Annotated in this window: 17 protein-coding genes; 7 read left to right on the top strand and 10 right to left on the bottom strand. The window is 71.2% G+C overall.

The window, feature by feature from the left end:
- Window positions 1–12: 12 nt before the first annotated feature.
- Window positions 13–645, bottom strand: a complete 633-nt coding sequence (locus OG219_RS33500) for a GNAT family N-acetyltransferase (protein WP_266836322.1) — start codon at window positions 643–645, stop codon at window positions 13–15.
- A 57-nt stretch (window positions 646–702) separates the two neighbouring features.
- Between OG219_RS33500 and OG219_RS33505 the strand changes: the two genes are divergently transcribed.
- Window positions 703–1,617, top strand: coding sequence for a MerR family transcriptional regulator (locus tag OG219_RS33505; protein WP_266832870.1), 915 nt, complete (start codon window positions 703–705; stop codon window positions 1,615–1,617).
- A gap of 49 nt (window positions 1,618–1,666) precedes the next feature.
- On the top strand, window positions 1,667–1,879 hold the full coding sequence (locus OG219_RS33510; protein ID WP_266836323.1) for an EF-hand domain-containing protein: 213 nt from the start codon (window positions 1,667–1,669) through the stop codon (window positions 1,877–1,879).
- Between the two features lie 45 nt (window positions 1,880–1,924).
- Here the strand turns inward: OG219_RS33510 and OG219_RS33515 are convergent, their stop codons facing one another.
- Both OG219_RS33515 and leuA read right to left on the bottom strand, forming a co-directional pair.
- The gene (locus OG219_RS33515) at window positions 1,925–2,713 is read right to left on the bottom strand and encodes an ABC transporter ATP-binding protein (RefSeq protein ID WP_266832872.1); all 789 of its coding nucleotides are present in this window, start codon (window positions 2,711–2,713) and stop codon (window positions 1,925–1,927) included.
- Window positions 2,710–4,419, bottom strand: a complete 1,710-nt coding sequence (leuA, locus tag OG219_RS33520; protein ID WP_266836324.1) for a 2-isopropylmalate synthase — start codon at window positions 4,417–4,419, stop codon at window positions 2,710–2,712. The genes OG219_RS33515 and leuA overlap by 4 nt, the downstream gene beginning before the upstream one ends.
- Before the next feature lie 301 nt (window positions 4,420–4,720).
- Here leuA and OG219_RS33525 point away from each other — a divergent pair, with 301 nt between their 5' ends.
- A complete protein-coding gene (locus OG219_RS33525) occupies window positions 4,721–5,413 on the top strand; it encodes a FadR/GntR family transcriptional regulator (protein ID WP_266832874.1) in 693 nt (230 codons plus the stop codon).
- Here OG219_RS33525 and OG219_RS33530 read toward each other — a convergent pair.
- Window positions 5,365–6,333 (bottom strand): AraC family transcriptional regulator, encoded by a 969-nt coding sequence (locus OG219_RS33530; protein WP_266832876.1) that lies wholly within the window; start codon window positions 6,331–6,333, stop codon window positions 5,365–5,367. The genes OG219_RS33525 and OG219_RS33530 overlap by 49 nt on opposite strands.
- A gap of 101 nt (window positions 6,334–6,434) precedes the next feature.
- Here OG219_RS33530 and OG219_RS33535 point away from each other — a divergent pair, with 101 nt between their 5' ends.
- Together OG219_RS33535 and OG219_RS33540 are read left to right on the top strand one after the other, a co-directional pair.
- Window positions 6,435–7,430, top strand: a complete 996-nt coding sequence (locus tag OG219_RS33535; RefSeq protein ID WP_266832878.1) for a zinc-dependent alcohol dehydrogenase family protein — start codon at window positions 6,435–6,437, stop codon at window positions 7,428–7,430.
- A 56-nt stretch (window positions 7,431–7,486) separates the two neighbouring features.
- Window positions 7,487–8,191, top strand: coding sequence for an NADPH-dependent F420 reductase (locus OG219_RS33540; RefSeq protein ID WP_266832880.1), 705 nt, complete (start codon window positions 7,487–7,489; stop codon window positions 8,189–8,191).
- 151 nt (window positions 8,192–8,342) lie between these two features.
- Here OG219_RS33540 and OG219_RS33545 read toward each other — a convergent pair whose 3' ends face one another.
- The gene (locus tag OG219_RS33545; protein WP_266832882.1) at window positions 8,343–8,885 is read right to left on the bottom strand and encodes an MOSC domain-containing protein; all 543 of its coding nucleotides are present in this window, start codon (window positions 8,883–8,885) and stop codon (window positions 8,343–8,345) included.
- 87 nt (window positions 8,886–8,972) lie between these two features.
- Window positions 8,973–9,530, bottom strand: coding sequence for a glycoside hydrolase family 25 protein (locus OG219_RS33550; RefSeq protein WP_266832884.1), 558 nt, complete (start codon window positions 9,528–9,530; stop codon window positions 8,973–8,975).
- 218 nt (window positions 9,531–9,748) lie between these two features.
- On the opposite strand from OG219_RS33550, the gene OG219_RS33555 reads away from it, so the two are divergent.
- Both OG219_RS33555 and OG219_RS33560 read left to right on the top strand, forming a co-directional pair.
- A complete protein-coding gene (locus OG219_RS33555; protein ID WP_266832886.1) occupies window positions 9,749–10,201 on the top strand; it encodes a hypothetical protein in 453 nt (150 codons plus the stop codon).
- A gap of 10 nt (window positions 10,202–10,211) precedes the next feature.
- On the top strand, window positions 10,212–12,302 hold the full coding sequence (locus tag OG219_RS33560; RefSeq protein WP_266832888.1) for a CHAT domain-containing protein: 2,091 nt from the start codon (window positions 10,212–10,214) through the stop codon (window positions 12,300–12,302).
- Here OG219_RS33560 and OG219_RS33565 read toward each other — a convergent pair.
- From OG219_RS33565 to OG219_RS33580, 4 genes are read right to left on the bottom strand one after another with little or no spacing between them, the layout of a single operon-like run.
- Window positions 12,274–12,747, bottom strand: coding sequence for a tetratricopeptide repeat protein (locus tag OG219_RS33565; RefSeq protein WP_266832890.1), 474 nt, complete (start codon window positions 12,745–12,747; stop codon window positions 12,274–12,276). The genes OG219_RS33560 and OG219_RS33565 overlap by 29 nt on opposite strands.
- Window positions 12,744–15,386 carry an Hsp70 family protein gene (locus OG219_RS33570; RefSeq protein WP_266832891.1) on the bottom strand — a complete coding sequence of 881 codons (2,643 nt, stop codon included), beginning with the start codon at window positions 15,384–15,386 and terminating at the stop codon, window positions 12,744–12,746. The genes OG219_RS33565 and OG219_RS33570 overlap by 4 nt, the downstream gene beginning before the upstream one ends.
- Entirely contained in the window at window positions 15,383–16,057 is a 675-nt protein-coding gene (locus OG219_RS33575) for a hypothetical protein (RefSeq protein WP_266832892.1), read from the bottom strand. Before OG219_RS33575 ends, OG219_RS33570 begins: the two co-directional genes overlap by 4 nt.
- Complete coding sequence (locus OG219_RS33580; protein ID WP_266832893.1) at window positions 16,041–16,484, bottom strand: hypothetical protein; 444 nt, start codon at window positions 16,482–16,484, stop codon at window positions 16,041–16,043. Before OG219_RS33580 ends, OG219_RS33575 begins: the two co-directional genes overlap by 17 nt.
- Between the last annotated feature and the right edge of the window lie 12 nt (window positions 16,485–16,496).

A 16,496-nucleotide genomic window follows, 5' to 3' on the forward strand; every position in this document is an offset into this window, starting at 1 on the left:
GTCAGGCCAGCCCTATCGGGCGATGAGCAGCGCCTCCGAGCCCACGATCCGGTAGCCGGCCGCCTGGAACGTCCGCATACTGCGGGCGTTCCCCGGGGCGACCTGCGCCCACAGCGGCTCCGTGACGAGATGCCGGGCGGCGGTCACCAGCAGCCGCCCCAGCCCCCGGTGCCGTACCTCCTCGTCCACCTCGACGGACACCTCGAGGCGTCCGGCGATGCCGCGCCCCATCACCAGCACGCCGCCTTCCGCGGTCCACGCGCGAACGTTGTCGCGTCGCCGCCGGGCATAGACGATCCGAGGATGTCCGCCGTCCGTGATCTCCTTCAGCGGGAGCGGCGGCTCGCCGGGCAGGGGCGAGCCCACCAGCATCGCGTCGATCGTCTCGGACCTACGCCCCGTCCGCTCCAGCAGGGCCGCCAGGAACCGCGCGTTCATCGGCGCCGCGAGGGCGTCGCACTCCACGGCGGCCAGCGTGTCGTACACCCACCGCGGATCCTCGTCCGTGAAGACCACCGCGTGCGCGGTGAAGGCGAGCACACCCGCGTCCCGGTGGGACGCCTGCGCCACGACGGTCGTACGTCCGTCCGCGGGCGGGAGGACACCGCGCCCCGCAGCTTCGAGAATGGCCCGAAGAGTCTCCACCACCGCGCTCCCGTGCTCCTTGAGTCTCCACCCACTGGAAGGCCCAGACTCGCAGACATGATCGACGACGGCACCGGACTTTTCACCATCGGAGAGCTGGCCAGGGCCACCGGACTGACCGTGCGGACCATCCGCTACTGGTCGGACGAGGAGGTCCTCACCCCGGTGACCCGCTCGGCCGGCGGCTACCGCCTCTACGACGCCGAGTCCGTCGCCCGCCTGGAACTGATCCACACCCTGCGCGAGCTGGGCCTCGGCCTGGACGACGTACGCAAGGTGCTGGCGGGCGAGACGACGGTCGCGGAGGTCGCGGCGGCGCACGTGGCGGCGCTGGACGCGCAGATCCGCTCGCTGAAGGTGACCCGTGCGGTGCTGTCGACCGTGGCGCGACGCGGTTCGACCGCAGAGGAGATGACACTCATGAACAAGCTGGCGCGGCTGTCGGCAGCCGAACGGAAGCGGATCATGGAGGAGTTCGTGGACGAGCTGTTCCACGGGATCGAGTACGTGGACCCGGGCATCGAGGAGCGGATGCGCTCCATCTCGGTGGGCCTGCCGGACGATCCGACCCCCGAGCAGGTGGACGCCTGGGTGGAGCTGGCCGAGATGGTCCAGGACCCGGAGTTCCGGGCCCAGATGCGGCAGGTTTTCGACTTCAACTCGGCGGACTACAGCCGCGGTGCCGCCGCCGGGCGGGCGATGTGGTTCCCCCAGCGCCTGCTCCAGCTGGGGGCGGACGCCCGCGAGCGGGGAATCGCCCCCGAGTCGCCGGAGGCGGAGGCGATCGTGCGGGAGGTACTGGGGGGCGGCGACCTGGCCGTCGTACTCGAACGCATGGAGGCGGCGTCGAACGACCGGCTCGCCCGGTACCGGGAGTTGCTGTCCACGCTGAAGGGCGGGAGCCCCGCGGCCGCGCACCGAGAGGAGTTCGCCTGGGTGGTCGCCGCACTGCGTGCTCGGGTCGCCGGTTAATCTGACCTCCGTATACATGGCAGGAATGCACTACGAAGGGGCGGACCCGGTGGCGGACATCGAGGAAGCACGCAAGGCGTTCGAGCGGATCGACACGGACGGGGACGGGTTCGTCACGGCCGCCGAGTTCAAGACCGCTCTCGCCCAGGGCGGGGACTGGAATGTAACCGAGTCGGTCGCGGAGGCCCTGATCGCCAGCCGCGACCTCAACGGTGACAAGCTCCTGTCGTTCGACGAGTTCTGGGCCCAGCTCAACAAGTGAGCCGTGCGGAGAGGGGCGCCACCGTGCCGCGGTGGCGCCCCTTCGTCATGCCCGCCTCCTGATCCGCACGCTCCACCGCCCGTCCCGCCGCTCCAGGGTCAGCGGCAGGTCGAAGCACTTGCCGACCCGGTCGTCGGTCAGTACGTCGTCGACCGGACCCTGGGCCAGCTCGCGGCCGTCGCGCAGGAGGAGGGCGTGGGTGGTGCCCGCGGGCAGTTCCTCCAGGTGGTGGGTGACCAGGACCGTCGCCAGGGCGGGGTGTTCGCGGCGCAGGGTGTCCAGCGCGTCGAGCAGGTGTTCGCGGCCCGGCAGGTCGAGGCCCGTCGCCGGTTCGTCGAGCAGGAGGAGCCGGGGCTCGGGCATCAGCGCCCGCGCGATCAGGGCGCGTCCGCGTTCACCCTGCGAGAGGGTCGGCCAGCGGGCGTCCCGGCGGTCCGCGAGACCCAGGGTCGCGATCAGCTCGTCCGCCCGCCGCTCCTGGTCCGGCGTGGGGGTCCAGTGGGGCGGCCGCTCGACCGAGTTCGTCGGACCGGTCAGGACGACATCGCGGACGCGCAGGGGAGAGCGGAGCGGATGGCGGGGATTGACGTGACCCACGTACGACCGCAGCTCGCGCAGATCGACGGTGCCCAGGCGGCGGCCGAGGACCTCCACCGTGCCGTGCGTGGGATGCACCAGGGCCCCGAGCAGGCTCAGCAGGGTGGTCTTTCCCGCCCCGTTGGCGCCGAGCAGGGCCCAGTGCTCGCCCGCGCGGACCGTCAGGGACACGTCCTGGAGGATGCGGTTGCCGTCACGGACGATGTGGACGTCGTGGGCCTGCAGAACCTGCGTCACGAGGTCGCCACCGCCCGGTTGACCGCCGAAAGGACCGCCTGCAGCGACGCCGTCAGGACCGAGGTGTCCCGGCCCGCGCCCCAGGACGTGACCCCGTTGACGCGGCACTCCGCGTACGCGACCGCGTCGCGGTCCGGGCCCGCTGCGTAGTCCGGGCCCGCGGTCGTCGCGTGTTCGTGGAAGTCGAGGATGTCGACTTCCAGGCCGGCTCCGGCGAGGGCGTCGGCGAAGGCTGACAGGGGGCCGTTGCCGGTGCCCTCGTGGTCGCCGACGCGGTCACCGCTCTGGAGGGTGCAGACGAAACGGTGCGCGCCGGAGACCGGGTCGCGGTCGGTGGACCAGGTGTGGAGGAGCACCTCACCCTCGGTGAAGAGATACGCCGCCCGGAACAGCTCGTACAGCTCCTTCGGTGTCGCCTCGCGCCCGCTCTCGTCCGTCACCTCCTGGACCAGCCGCGAGAACTCGGGCCGCATACGCAGGGGCAGGTCCACGCCGTGGTGGGTGCTCAGGAGGTACGCCACCCCGCCCTTGCCCGACTGGGAGTTGACGCGGATGACGGCCTCGTACGAACGGCCCACGTCGGCGGGGTCGATGGGCAGGTAGGGGACGGACCAGGGTGCCTGGTCGGCGGGGACGCCCAACTCGGCGGCCGTGCGGGTGTGTTGGGCCAGCCCCTTGCTGATCGCGTCCTGGTGCGTGCCAGAGAAGGCCGTGTGGACGAGTTCGCCGCCGTACGGGTGGCGCGGGTGCACCGGCAGCCGGTTGCAGTGCTCCACCGTCTCGCGTACGGCGTCGATGTCGCTGAAGTCGACCATGGGATCGACCCCTTGGGCGTACAGATTGAGGGCGAGGGTCACCAGATCGACGTTTCCGGTCCGCTCACCGTTGCCGAAGAGACAGCCCTCCACGCGCTGCGCCCCGGCCATTACGGCGAGTTCGGCGCAGGCCACCCCGGTGCCGCGGTCGTTGTGCGGGTGCACGGAGAGGACGACCGAGTCGCGGCGGGCCAAGTGGCGGTGCATGTACTCGATCTGGTCCGCGTAGACGTTCGGGGTCGCGATCTCCACCGTCGCCGGGAGGTTGTGCGTGACCGGGCGGTCCGGGCTCGCGTCCCACAACTCGGTGAGCCCGTCGCAGAGTTCCAGGACGTAGTCGGGTTCGGTGAGGTTGAAGGTCTCCGGCGCGAACTGGAAACGGATGTACGAGGAAGGGGTGGCGTCGGCGCGCCGGGCCATGTGGGCGGCCGCGTCCCGCAGGGTCTCCCACACCTGGGCCCGGTCCCGCCCGAGCACGACCTCGCGCCACACCGGCGAGGTCGGGATGTACAGGTGCACCACCGCGCGCGGCAGGCCCTCGATCGAGTCGAAGGTGCGGTCGATGAGGTCGCGGCGGGCCGGAGTGAACACCACCGGCGTGACGTCGTCCGGGACCGCCCCGGTCGTCACGAGGTGGCGTACGAAGTCGAAGTCGGTCCGGCTCGCGGACGGGTAGCCGACCTCGATCTCCTTGAATCCCAGGCCGGTCAGCAGGTCGAAGAAGCGGCGCTTGCGGCCGGTGTCCATCGGTTCGGCGAGCGCCTGGTTGCCGTCGCGCAGGTCGACCGGGACCCAGAGGGGGGCCTGCTCGATGCGTGCGGAGGGCCAACCGCGGTCCTGGACGGGCACGTTGACGCGCTCGTGATAGGAGCGGTAGCGGTGGTGCGGCATGGGGCCGGGGCGCTGCGGATTCCAGTGGGGAGTGGCGGCCGTGGTGCGGGTTGACTCAGCGGGTCGTACGGAATCCGTGGTGCGTGCGGATGTGGTCACGGGGGTTCTCGGTCCTCGCTCGGTCGGGGGACCGGCAGCACGGCATCCCGCGGCGGGGTGCCGGTCGTGTCAGGCCCCGCCGCGGCAGCCGAGAAGAAGGAGACCGCGAAGCGTCATGCCGGTAGACTAGCCACAACTCAGCTCCTCAGACAAGTACTCCTCAGACAAGTTCAGGTTCCTGTGCGTGGAAGGTGAACCCCGGATGCCGCTCGGTGCCGTCCGTCCCAGCCCCCTGGTCGAACAGGCCGCGGAGCGGCTGCGTGCGCAGATCACCGGCGGGCACTGGCCCGTCGGTACGAAGCTGCCCGGCGAGACCACGCTCGCCGCCGAACTCGGCGTGGGCCGCTCCACCGTCCGAGAGGCGCTGCGCGCGCTCGCCGGGGCGGGGCTCGTGCGGCCCCGGCAGGGTGCCGGCGTCTTCGTCATCGCGACCGAGGCCGTCGAGGACTGGCCCACCCGGCTGCGCCGGGCCGCGGTGTCCGACGTCTACGAGGTGCGGATCCTGGTGGAGGTGCAGGCCGCCCGCCTCGCCGCCCGGCGCCGCACCCCCGAGGACGTGACCGCGCTGAGCGCCGCCCTCGACGCCCGCCGGGCCGCCTCCGCCGGGGACGACGCGGCCTTCGTCGACGCCGACATCGCGCTGCACGCGGCCGTGGTCGCCGCCGCCCACAACCCCGTACTCACCGACCTCTTCGGCGAGTTCGCGCCCGCGCTGCGTGAGGGGCTGATCGAGCTCCTTGACCTCGTCGGGATGCGGGCGCACGACCCCAACACGGGCGACGACACGCACACGGCGCTGGTGCGCGCGGTGACGGACGGGGACGCGGAGGTGGCGGGGGCCGTGCTTCAGGAGGAGTTGGAGGACACGCTGGCGCTTCTGCTGCGGCGGTCCTGAGCGACCCGCTTGCGATACTGCCCCGGCGCCACCCCGTACTCCCTCTTGAAGGCCTTGGCGAAGGCGAACTCCGAGGTGTAGCCGGTGCGTTCGGCTATCAGGCGGAGCGGCATGTCGTCTGCTCGAAGGAGGCGGCCCGCGGTGGTCATGCGCCACCAGGTGAGGTAGGTGAGCGGGGGCTCGCCCACCAGGGTGGCGAAGCGGCGCGCGAAGGCGGCGCGGGAGAGGCCGCCGCGGATGCCCAGCTCCTCGACCGTCCAGGGGTGGGACGGGTCGCCGTGGATGGCGCGCAGGGCCGCCGCGACCCCGGGGTCGGCGAGGGCCGCGGACCAGCCAGTCGGATGGGCCTGCCCATGGCGCTCGCGCTGCCACCAGGCGCGCAGGATGTACAGGAGCAGCGTGTCGAGGAGCGAGGTGACGATCGTGTCGGAGCCCGGCTGCGGCTCCTCCAGCTCCACGCCGAGGAGCTCGACCGCCGCCCGGAGCGAGCGGTGCGCGCCGACCCGGGCGGGAAGGTGGACCACCTCCGGCAGCTGCGTGAGCAGGGGATGGGCGCGGGTCCGGTCCAGCCAGTACGCACCGCACAGCAGCGTCGTGGGAGTTCCCTTCGACGGCCCCTGCACGGGCGGGAGTTCGGGCCAGGTGGTGCCTGGATCCAGTCGTACTTCCTCCAGCGGTACGTCGACGGCGCTGGCCAGCGCGTGCCCGCGGCCGTGGACGAGGAACACCACGTCACCCGGGCCCAGCGCCACCGGATCACCGTCCGAGGGGATCAGCCACGCCGAGCCCTGGAGCACCACGTGGAATCCCGCCCCGGCCGAGGCCCCGAAACGTATGCCCCAGGGCGCGTGCTTGTCCTGACGCGCGGAGTGCGGGCGCCCGCTGCGCATCGCCGCGAGGGCGTCGCTGAGTACGTCCATGCCCGTACGGTAGCGCGCGGTCTTCCGGGCGAGACGCTCGGACATGAAAGGGAGACCGGCAGGCATGGATCGTCGACCGGCCGCCTCATAGCGTCGCCCGTATGACATCAACCACCGCACGTACGGTGCTCTTTCACGAACTCGGCGGCCCGGACGTCCTGAAGACCGAGGACTTGGAGATTTCCGCACCGGGCCCCGGTCAAGTCCGCGTCCACGCCGAGGCGTTGGGCCTCAATCGTGCCGAGGCCCTGTTCCGCGCGGGGACCTACTACTACCAGCCGACCCTTCCCGCCTCCCGAAACGGCTACGAGGCGGCGGGCACGGTCGAGTCGGTCGGCGAAGGGGTGACCGCCTTCGCCCCCGGCGACCTCGTGATGGCGGCGGGCAACTTCGAACTGAGCGCCCACGGGGTCTACGGCGAACTGGTGCTGCTGGACGAGAGTGCCGTCGTACCCCGCCCCGCCGGAGTGGACGCGGTCACCGCGGCGGCCTCCTGGGTCACGTACTCCACCTCGTACGGCGCCCTGGTCAGGACGGCGGGCATGGCGCCCGGCGACCAGGTGCTGATCACGGGCGCGTCCAGCGGAGTCGGAACCGCGGCCCTCCAGGTGGCCCGCCGCTCCGGCGCGGTCCCGATCGCCACCACCCGCAGCGAGGCCAAGCGGCAGCGCCTCCTCGACCTGGGCGCCGAGCACGTCATCGTCACCGACCACGAGGACGTGGTGAAGGAGGCCAAGCGGCTGACCGGCGGACGGGGCGTCGACATCGTCTTCGACGCGATCGGCGGCCCCGGCTTCCGCGCCCTGGGCGACGCCGCCGTGCCGGGCGGCACGCTGGTCCTCTACGGCTTTCTCGACCGGCGCCCCGCCGAGCTGTCCTGGAACTGGCCCCTGACCGTCCATGGCTACGCCAACCCGGACGTCACCAGGAGCGCCGAGGGCCGCCGCCGCGCCTCGCACTACCTCAACTCGGGCCTGACCGACGGCACCCTGCGTCCGGTCGTCGCCGAGGTCTTCGACGGCCTCGACCGCATCCGGGACGCCCACCGCCTGATGGAGGGCAACACGCACACCGGCAAGATCGTGGTGAAGCCCTGACGCGGGCCACCCGTTCGCCGTACACAAACGGAATAGCGCTTCCGGGTCCGGGGTTGATGATCCATGTCAGGAGCATCAACCCCAGAAGGGTCCGTCTCATGAAGATCGGCATCATTGGCGCGGGCAACATCGGTGGCAACCTCACCCGGCGTCTCACCGCCCTCGGCCACGACGTCTCCGTCGCGAACTCCCGCGGCCCCGAGACCCTCGCCGCCCTGGTCGAGGAGACCGGGGCGACACCCGTCAAGGTCGAGGACGCGGCGCACGGCGCGGAGATCGTCGTGATCACGATCCCCCTGAAGGCGGTGCCGAACCTGCCGTCCGGGCTGCTCGACGAGGCCGCGGACGGGGTCGTCGTCATCGACACCGGCAACTACTACCCCCAGCAGCGCGACGGCAGGATCGCCGCCATCGAGGACGACGGCCTCACCGAGAGCCGCTGGACGGCCCAGCAGATCGGCCACACCGTCATCAAGGCCTTCAACGGCATCTACGCCCAGAACCTCCTGGACCGCCCCCGCCCGGTCGGCGCCCCCGACCGCATCGCCCTCCCGGTCGCCGGCGACGACGAGGCCGCCAAGCGCGTCGTCCGCGCCCTCATCGACGAACTCGGCTTCGACACCGTGGACGCGGGCAGCCTCGACGACTCCTGGCGCCAGCAGCCCGGCACCCCCGTGTACGGCCTCGCGGACGGCACCGCCGCGGTGACGAAGGCCCTCGCCGAGGCGTCTCCGGAGCGGCCGGCGGGCCATCGGGCCTGATTCCCGACGCCGCCTGAGCGCTCGGCCGGACATGCGGTTCGTTCGCCGCGGGCCGGTGGGGGCTGATCGCGCCCACGCGGCGGAGCCGCATATGTCACAGCCCCGCGACCCTTGCGGGGCGCGGTCGCGGACCCGGCTTCGCCAGGTCCGCCTAGACGATCCGCAGCGGCTGATGCGGCCCGTCCGGCAACTCGACCTCCACCGAGTCCCCGGGCCGCACCACACCGCCTTCCCGTACGACACTCATGACACCGGACTTGTAGACGACCGCGCCGTCCCCGCCCCGCCCGACGACCTGCTTGAGCAGGCCCTTCTGGTAGGTGTCGATCTGCGCGCACGGATTCCGCAGCCCGGTGATCTCGACGACGGCCTCGTCCCCGAGCCGCAGCAGTGCGCCGGTCGGGAGCCCCAACAGGTCGATCCCCCCGGTGGTGACGTTCTCCCCGAGTTCCCCGGGCGCGACGGTGAATCCCGCCTCGCGGAGTTCGTCGAACAACTCCTCGTGTATCAGGTGGACTTGTCGCAGATTCACCTGCGAGGGATCCTTCTCCATCCGGAACCGGTGCTTCACGGTCACCCCCGCGTGCACATCCCCTTCCACCCCGAGCCCGGCGAGCAGCCTGACGCTCTCCCGGTTCGGCTTGGTGAACGAATACGTCCCGTTGCTGCTGACCGCGGTGACTGTTCCGCCCATGCCGTTGGCCCCTCTTCCTGTGCGGCTGCCGAGTCGCAGGTCAGAGCCTAGTTGGCGGTCACCGCCGGGACGAGAGGGCCCAGGAGGTCAGCCGCTCTCGGCCCACGCGCGCAGCGCCGCCTTGCTGGCGAAGTCGGCGACGTTCTTGTCGAGCGGGTCGTCCGTGTACTGGTGGAAGCGCCAGTTCGCCTTGATGCGGGGCTTGCCCGCCGTGACGTAGTCGGCGATCCAGAGGCCGTCACCCGCGTACGAGGTGGTGTCGACGTTCAACCAGTAGTTGCGGTTGGCGTAGAGCACGACCCGGTGGTCCGGCTGGAGTTCCTTCACCTTGCGGATGAAGCGGTCCTTCTCGGCGTTGCTCGCGTGGGTGCCGTCGCCGGTCGTCTCCCAGTCGACGGCGAGCAAGTCGCCTGATTTTTCAGGGGCCTTGCCGACGAAGTACTCGGCCTGGGCCGTGATGTTGGCGGGCCACAGGAAGTGGTAGAAGCCGACGACGCAGCCGGCGTCGCGGGCCGTCTTCACCTGGGCAGTGAGCTTGGGGTTGACGTACGAACGGCCCTCCGTCGCCTTGATGAAGACGAAGGAGACGCCGTCCGTGTCGTAGGCGGACGACTGGTAGGCGCTGACGTCGATGCCTCGCAGCATGAGGGGGGCCTCCGGGCTGTGGGGGACTGGAGGGGCTGATCTTCAGCCTTCCCCATGGGCGGTGCCTCACCCCTGTTCGCGCCGGTTTGCGGAAGGTCCGGTTCCGCGACGGAACCCGGCGTCGGGTTCGGGCTCCCCGCGCGGGACGCATGTGGCCGAAGAACTCCCGTGCAACGACCATGCGCCATAGGGTTGTAGGCAGAAGATGGAGGTCGTACGTGGTGGAGCGGAAGCCCGACGGAGGGTTCGCATGCGAACTTGTCCTCAATGGGAATGCGCGAGCGGAGGCACCCACCGCTCTGGGCCGGAAGCTGTTGGAGGAGGGGGCGGCCAAGAAGGTCGTACCGATCTACGTCGGAGAGCCCGCGCTCGGACGGCGCTCGGGCGATCTCGTCGAGGTGGCCACCCTCGCGGTGACCTCGGCCGGCACCCTGGTCGCGATCATCGACACGATCCGGGGTTGGCTGACAGGGGAGCGTAACTCCCCCTCGGGAAGCGCCTCTTCAGGGAGCGCCTCCTCAGGGAACGGCACAGGCGCGGCGGACGGGACCGGTGGCGTCACCTCGATCACTGTGGTCATGGGGGACGACCGGGTGGAGATCATCGAGCCCTCAACGGCCGCCGAGGAGCGGCTGGTCGAGGCGTTCGTCCGCCGGCACAGCCAGTCATGAGCGAGCCGTCATGAGTGAACCGGCCACGCTGAACGTCCGGGTCACCGCACAGGGCATCACCGCTCGCTACGAATACGATCTGCGGGTCGGCAGCACCGTCGGCGACAGTCCTCCGCTCGAAATGGAGTACACGGTCGAGGTCGACCCGGGGCTGGTGAGGGGCTTCCGCGACCGGATCGACGCGGCCCTGACGAAGGCAGCCGACGCGGAATCACCCCCGCAACCCGGTCTGGCCAAGGAGTTGGCCAAATGGGGCAAGCTGCTCTACGACCATCTGTTCCCGCGTGTACAGGGCAACGCGGCCGAGCTGGTGACCCGGCTGCACGCGTCGACCGGCCCGGTCCTGGTGCGTACGAACGAGCAGGAGGTCCCGTGGGAACTGCTGCACGACGGCACGGACTTCCTCGGCCTCAGACATGACCTCGGGCGTCGGCTGGTGGGCAAGCGCCCCGTCGTCGGCGGGCGCAGCATCAGCAGGGTCGGCCGCGCACTCATCGTGGGCGACACCATCGACAATCTTCCCTCCGCCCGCGAGGAGGTCGCGAAGGTCGCCGCATGGCTGGGCGGCCGTGGCATCGACTGCAAAGTCCTGCTGGGGCAGGAGGCCACCCTGCTCGACGTCGTCACGGAACTGGCCTCGGAGGAGACGCCGTACGACCTCTTCCACTTCTGCGGTCATGTGGCGACGGGATCGGGCACGACCGGACTGGTGATGCACGACCGTCAACTGCTCGGCGAGGTCGTCCTGCAGACCCTCTCGTCGGTCGGCGCGCCACCGGTGGCCTTCATCAACGGCTGCGCCTCCGCCGGTGGGGGTGAGGTGGCCAGCATGTGCATGTCCTTCATGGCCCTGGGCGCGAAGACCGTCGTCGGCACCCGCACCGAGGTGGCCGACGAGGGCGCCTGGCAGTTCGCCGCCGAGTTCTACGGACGGTTGCTCGCGGGCGAGCCGGCCGGTGCCGGGGTCAGGGCGGCCCGCGCCGCGCTCCGTGAACGGCCGGACGCCGCCTGGGCGTCCTTCATCCTGTACGGCGACCCGGCCGCGGGCATCACCAAGGACGAGACGACGGAGAGCCCCCAACTACCCGAACCGCACGACGACGAACTGATGATCGCCCTCGCCCCCGACGCGCGGCAGCTGATGCGGCGGGTGCACGAGTCCGCCGCCGACCGGGGCGGGGTCGCCTCCGTCGATCTGCTGCAAGGGCTGCTCGGCGAGGCGGACATCCGGCGGCGGATCGAGGGCAGCATCGGGGCGGATGCGATGGAAGCCCTCGACCAGGTGATCCACCAGGTCCTGAGCCGCCCCGCCCGCGCGGACGACGACTCCGGTACGGATGGCGACTCCGGTACGGACGACGATGGCTCCGGCACCGGTACGGGACTCGGCGGTGTCCTCTCCGACACCGTCAACCGCGTGTTCACGGAGGCGGCCACCCGCGTCGCCGCCGACGGCAGGAGCACCATCACCACGGCCGACATCACCGCGGCCTTCGTCGCCGTGGGCGGCGGCGTCTCCGCCCGGCTGCTGGAACTGTGCGGGGTCCCGCTCGCCCGGCTGCTGCCGGACGAGAGCACCCCCGACCCGATCATCCCCGACCCGATCACCTCCGGTCAGGACACCCTGGCGGACGACCCCCCGGCCCCGCCCCGTGACCCGGCGCCGCCGAACGGCGACGAGCGGCTGCCGACGGACGACTTGAGCCGCAGCGCCCTGGGCATCGTGCGGCTCGCGAACCTGCTGGCCGACAGACGCGGCGAGGTGATCAGCACCTACACACTCCTGCTCGCCTTCGGCGCGATGGGCAGCGAAGTGCTGCGCCGCGGTATGCACGAGCAGGGGACGGCCGGAGAGCGGGCCTTCCGGAAGCTCTCCGGAATGCTCACCCCCCGGCGCCGTGATCTGTCCCCCCGTGTCCACGACGCACTGGACCAGGCCCGCCGGCGCAGCGCCGCCGGGCGCACGTCCTCCGGTCGCGTCGGCGAGGCCGCCATCCTCCTCGCCCTCCTGGAGGACGAGGAGTCGTCGGGGCGTGAGCTGATGCGGAAGCTCGGGGTCGACCCCGAACAGCTCATCCAGGCACTGAGCCGGACTCACTGACTTCGCCGGGCCCGCTGATCCCACCACTCGGTTCGGCGGGCTCCGCGGGCTCTGTGGGCTCGGGTGGTTCTGCGGGCTCCGCGGATTCTGGAGGTTCCGCGAGCTGCGCCAGCCCCCAAGTCGCCTTCGGATCGCCCGGTCTGCGGCCCAGTACCTCCGTCCACTGACGGTGTGCCTCGGAGCGGTCGCCGAGCCGCAGGCCGGCCAGGGCCAGCGCGTTGCGCGCCTCGGTGTCGCCGGGGCACCAGTGCACCACCGCGGCGAAACAGTCCCGTGCGGCCGCGAGCCGGCCCTCGCGTGCCGCGGCGAGCCCCTGGTTGAACAGGTACGCGGGATAGGTGTGCAGCCGCGCGTAGCCGGACAGCGGCGTACGGCAGCCCGCGCAGACCTCCGTCCCGTACGCGTTCTCCTCGCGGCACAGGACCACCGGGCAGCGGACGCTCATCGCCGCTGCCCTCGATTGATGGCCTCGGGAATGCCGGGGTTGCCCGTGTCCTCGTACGAACCCGAGACGATGCTCTTCAGCTGGATCAGGCGCTGGCGTTCCTGTGCGGCCTCCTGCTGGACCCGGTTCGGATCCTGGGCGATGAGGGCCTGCAGGCCGGCGAGCCGCTGCCCGATGTCCTCCACGTCCTGCCGGTGCTGGGCCGTGGCGGTGCGGGAGACCTGGACCAGCCTGCGTACCTCGCCGAGCATCTCAAGGGCGCTCTGCAGCCGGGACGCGGCCACCTCGGCCGGGGCGACCGGCTCGTTCTCCTGCTGGTGCCGGTACGCCACCGTACGGAGGTGGTCGAAGATGTGCTGCAGCTGGGTGATGACCTCCGAGTACGACCGCTGGTCACCGGCGCTCAAGGCCCGCTCGCCCTGCTCCCGCTGGACCTCGATGGCCGCGGCGATCTCCCGCTCGTCGTGCGGGGCTTCGGTCTTGGCGCTGATCGTGGCCACGTACCGGTTGAGCTGGCCGCAGTCCTTGACGAGTTCCTCGAAGTCCGCCTTGGGCGGCTGCAGGGCCCCGTCGTCGGGCTTGCCGACGGAGTCGGCGATCGCCTGCATCTGCTCGAACTCGTGGCCCGCGACCGCCTTTTCGCCGCGTGCGAGGGCTTCGGTGAAGGCCGTCTGCGCCATCTCCATCTTGGCCTTCTTCACGCTCCCTTCGCCCGCGGGCAGGAACTCGACGCCCTGCTCGAAGGCGCGCGTCAGCGCGGCGACCTGCTCCTCGGTGGGCAGTTCGGCCTCCGGCGGCACCTCGACGAGTGCCTCGAAGGGGTGGTCGCCGATGGAGCCGCGCACGGTGATGAGCGAGTGCACGTCCATCTCCACGTCGACGTCGATGACCGTGCCCCTGGGGGTGGAGGACGGCACCGGCACGGTGATGACCTGGATCTGGCGGGCCTGCTGGTACAGCCGGAATTCCACCGTGTCGGTGTCACCGGGGTGGCTGAAGTCGTAGCGCTCCTTGAACGGCAGCGACCGCAGTGCGGGGATCAGCTCCTCGCGCTCCGTGCGCCCCTCGCGGGACACCTCCAGCAGGATCGGCTTGGCGTTGATGGCCGCGCGGACCGGGTTGCCCACCGGCTTGGCCCCGGCGTCACGGTCGTGGACGACCGCGCGTCCGACGGTCGCCAGCAACTCCCCGTCGGCGTCGAGCACTTCGATGGTGAGCAGGCTCTGCGCGTCCGGCTGTACGGGAATGCGGGTGAACGCGAAACTGCCGCCAGGCTTGAGCTGTGCCTCGTCCTCGTACTCCTCGGTGCTGAGCCGCACCGAGCCGCCGGTGAGATCGAGATCGGGGTCGAGCGCCTCGACCGTCCCACCGACCACCGTACGGTCCGCGGCCGTGACCACGGTGCCGCGGAAGCCGACCCGGACCGTCCGCTCCTCGTTCAGGATGTCCAGGCCGCCCACCGCCGAGGCGCGCACGGCGGCGCCCAGTGCGACGACCGTGTCCACCTGCTCGTACACCGGCTCGGTGCACTTGGCCCGCGGTGAGTCGGCGGCGGGGGACCCGGGGGCGGGCGAGCAGAGCCGGCTCCGCACCATCTCCCGGACCAGCGGCAGGTGGGTGGACCCGCCGGCCAGGATGATCTGGTCCACGTCGGCCAGGGTGACCCCGGCCTCCCTGGTCGCCTGGTCGAGCGCCTCGTCGCAGTACTGGAAGGTGCGCTCGAGGAGCGGCCGGGCGATCTTCTCCAGCTGGGCGCGCTCCATCACGGTGTCGATGACGACCCGCTGGCCCTCCTTGTCGGTCAGCCCACCGGAGTCGCGGAGCATGAACTCCTCACTGTTCGACAAGCCCTTCTTCACGGACTCCGCGAGGGACTTCAGCCGCCGGAAGCGCAGCCGGTCCTCCGCGTCGTTCTCCAGGTCCAGGTCCATCGCCCAGTCGTCGCCCTGGATCAGCTGCTGGAGGTGGCGGGCCAGCGCGGTGTCGATGTCGTCCCCGCCGAGCATCGTGTTGCCGCTGATGCCGAGCACCCTGAAGTCGGCCGCCTTGCAGCGCACCACGCTCACGTCGAAGGTGCCGCCGCCGAGGTCGTAGACCAGGAAGGTGCCGTCCCGGGTGCCGGTCCGCCAGCAGTAGTAGCTCGCGGCGGCCGTCGGCTCGTGCAGCAGGTCCACCACTCGCAGCCCGGCCGCCTCCGCCGCCTTGCGGGTGGCGTCGATCTGCGGCTGGTCGAAGTACGCGGGCACGGTGACGACGGCGCGGTCGACCACCCACTTCACGTCCGGGGTGTCGAACTCCGCCACGTCCTCCTCGATCTGGCGCTTCATCTCCCGCAGGATCTCGGCCGAGATCTCGACGGGGGTGCGCTCCTCGCCCGCCAGCGTCACCGTCCTGCGGGATCCCATCAGGCGTTTGACGGAGGTGATCGGCTCCGGCTCGCTGCCCACCCTCGCGAACGCCTTGCGCCCGACGACCAGTTCGCCGTTGCCCGGGTTGCGCCACACGCAGCTCGGCGTCGTGCGGGCGTTCATGCCGCCCTTGTGGATCACGATGTCGGTGTCGGTCGGATTCATCACCGCCACCGCGCTGTTGGTGGTCCCGAGGTCGATCCCGACGGCCTTGCTCACGTACTGCGTCATGCGTCGTTCTCCGTTCCGGCGCTCAGCGGGGCGCCCATGATCACTTGTCCCAGCCGTACGACCGTGCCGCGGTCGAGCACGATCGGCTCCACGGTCTCCGCCACCACCTCGGCGGTGAACTCGGGTCCGTAGCGCCAGCCGGCGATGTCGACGACGTCCGCGACCGATTCGTAGGGCTTGCCGGTGGGGTCCTGCGTGGTGATGTCCATCGCGTGCAGCGGTTCGAGCACCTGTTTTCTGGCCACGTGCAGACGGCGGCCCAGTGTCTTGGCACCCGCCGCCTCCAGCGGGTCGGCCGCCTCCCGCAGCAGGCCGTCCAACCGGGCGACGTGGACGGCCAGTTCGGTGAGGATCTTGCGCGCCGCCGCCGACTCCTTCTGCACCCTGTTGCTCTCGCTCTGCAGGTCGGCCCAGTACCGCTGGAGCAGCGCGGCCATCTCACGGCCCGGGCTGACGGGGTCCGGCTGCTCAGGCCCGCCCAGCCCGGCCGGCAACGGGCGCTCCTCGAAACCGTCCCAGTCGGACACGGTCGCTGCCTGGACGGGCGTCGGCACGGCCCCGGCCTCAGCGGCAGCCGGGCCGACCGAGGTCGAGTCGGCGGAAGGTTCGTCAGCGGCAGCCGAACCGGCCGAAGTCGAGCCGGCGGGAGTGGAATCAGCCGAAGAGGACATCACGTACCTCCAGCGGCGGCCGCTCCAGGCGCAGCGGCACCGGCGCGTTGTCCAGGGCGGGGCGGATGTCGACGGCGGGCGGGGTCAGCATCCCGTCCAGCAGCCGCCTGGCCACGGCGGCGAGGTCGAAGTCCGTCGCCTGCGGCGCCTCCGCCCGACCGGCCGCCGCGTCGAAAGCGGCGGGAGGGCGCCCGTACTGCCTGGCGAAGTCCTCCCACCGCTCGCCGCGGTAGTCGGCACCCGGCGCCTCAAGGAGTACGTGCAGCTCCCGGGTCTCAGGGAGGCCCATCAACTCGTCCTTGGCCCACTCGGCGAGCGCACCCGCGTCCTGTTCCCCGGTCACGGCGAGTTCCCGGAAGCGCTCCGCCACCTCCTCGTCGTTCGCCGACACGGGAAGTCCGAGGACATGGAAGGGATTGGGCTTCATAGGTCTCCTTTC

Source organism: Streptomyces sp. NBC_00038, assembly GCF_026343635.1.
GTDB lineage: Bacteria > Actinomycetota > Actinomycetes > Streptomycetales > Streptomycetaceae > Streptomyces.

Coding starts and splice junctions, on each gene's coding strand:
- OG219_RS33560 (WP_266832888.1), top strand. CDS start 10,212: ATGAGTGAACCGGCCACGCTGAACGTCCGGGTCACCGCACAGGGCATC.
- OG219_RS33580 (WP_266832893.1), bottom strand. CDS start 16,484: ATGAAGCCCAATCCCTTCCATGTCCTCGGACTTCCCGTGTCGGCGAAC.
- OG219_RS33550 (WP_266832884.1), bottom strand. CDS start 9,530: ATGCTGCGAGGCATCGACGTCAGCGCCTACCAGTCGTCCGCCTACGAC.
- OG219_RS33565 (WP_266832890.1), bottom strand. CDS start 12,747: ATGAGCGTCCGCTGCCCGGTGGTCCTGTGCCGCGAGGAGAACGCGTAC.
- OG219_RS33535 (WP_266832878.1), top strand. CDS start 6,435: ATGACATCAACCACCGCACGTACGGTGCTCTTTCACGAACTCGGCGGC.
- OG219_RS33540 (WP_266832880.1), top strand. CDS start 7,487: ATGATCCATGTCAGGAGCATCAACCCCAGAAGGGTCCGTCTCATGAAG.
- OG219_RS33525 (WP_266832874.1), top strand. CDS start 4,721: ATGCCGCTCGGTGCCGTCCGTCCCAGCCCCCTGGTCGAACAGGCCGCG.
- OG219_RS33545 (WP_266832882.1), bottom strand. CDS start 8,885: ATGGGCGGAACAGTCACCGCGGTCAGCAGCAACGGGACGTATTCGTTC.
- OG219_RS33570 (WP_266832891.1), bottom strand. CDS start 15,386: ATGACGCAGTACGTGAGCAAGGCCGTCGGGATCGACCTCGGGACCACC.
- leuA (WP_266836324.1), bottom strand. CDS start 4,419: ATGCCGCACCACCGCTACCGCTCCTATCACGAGCGCGTCAACGTGCCC.
- OG219_RS33575 (WP_266832892.1), bottom strand. CDS start 16,057: ATGTCCTCTTCGGCTGATTCCACTCCCGCCGGCTCGACTTCGGCCGGT.
- OG219_RS33530 (WP_266832876.1), bottom strand. CDS start 6,333: ATGGACGTACTCAGCGACGCCCTCGCGGCGATGCGCAGCGGGCGCCCG.
- OG219_RS33505 (WP_266832870.1), top strand. CDS start 703: ATGATCGACGACGGCACCGGACTTTTCACCATCGGAGAGCTGGCCAGG.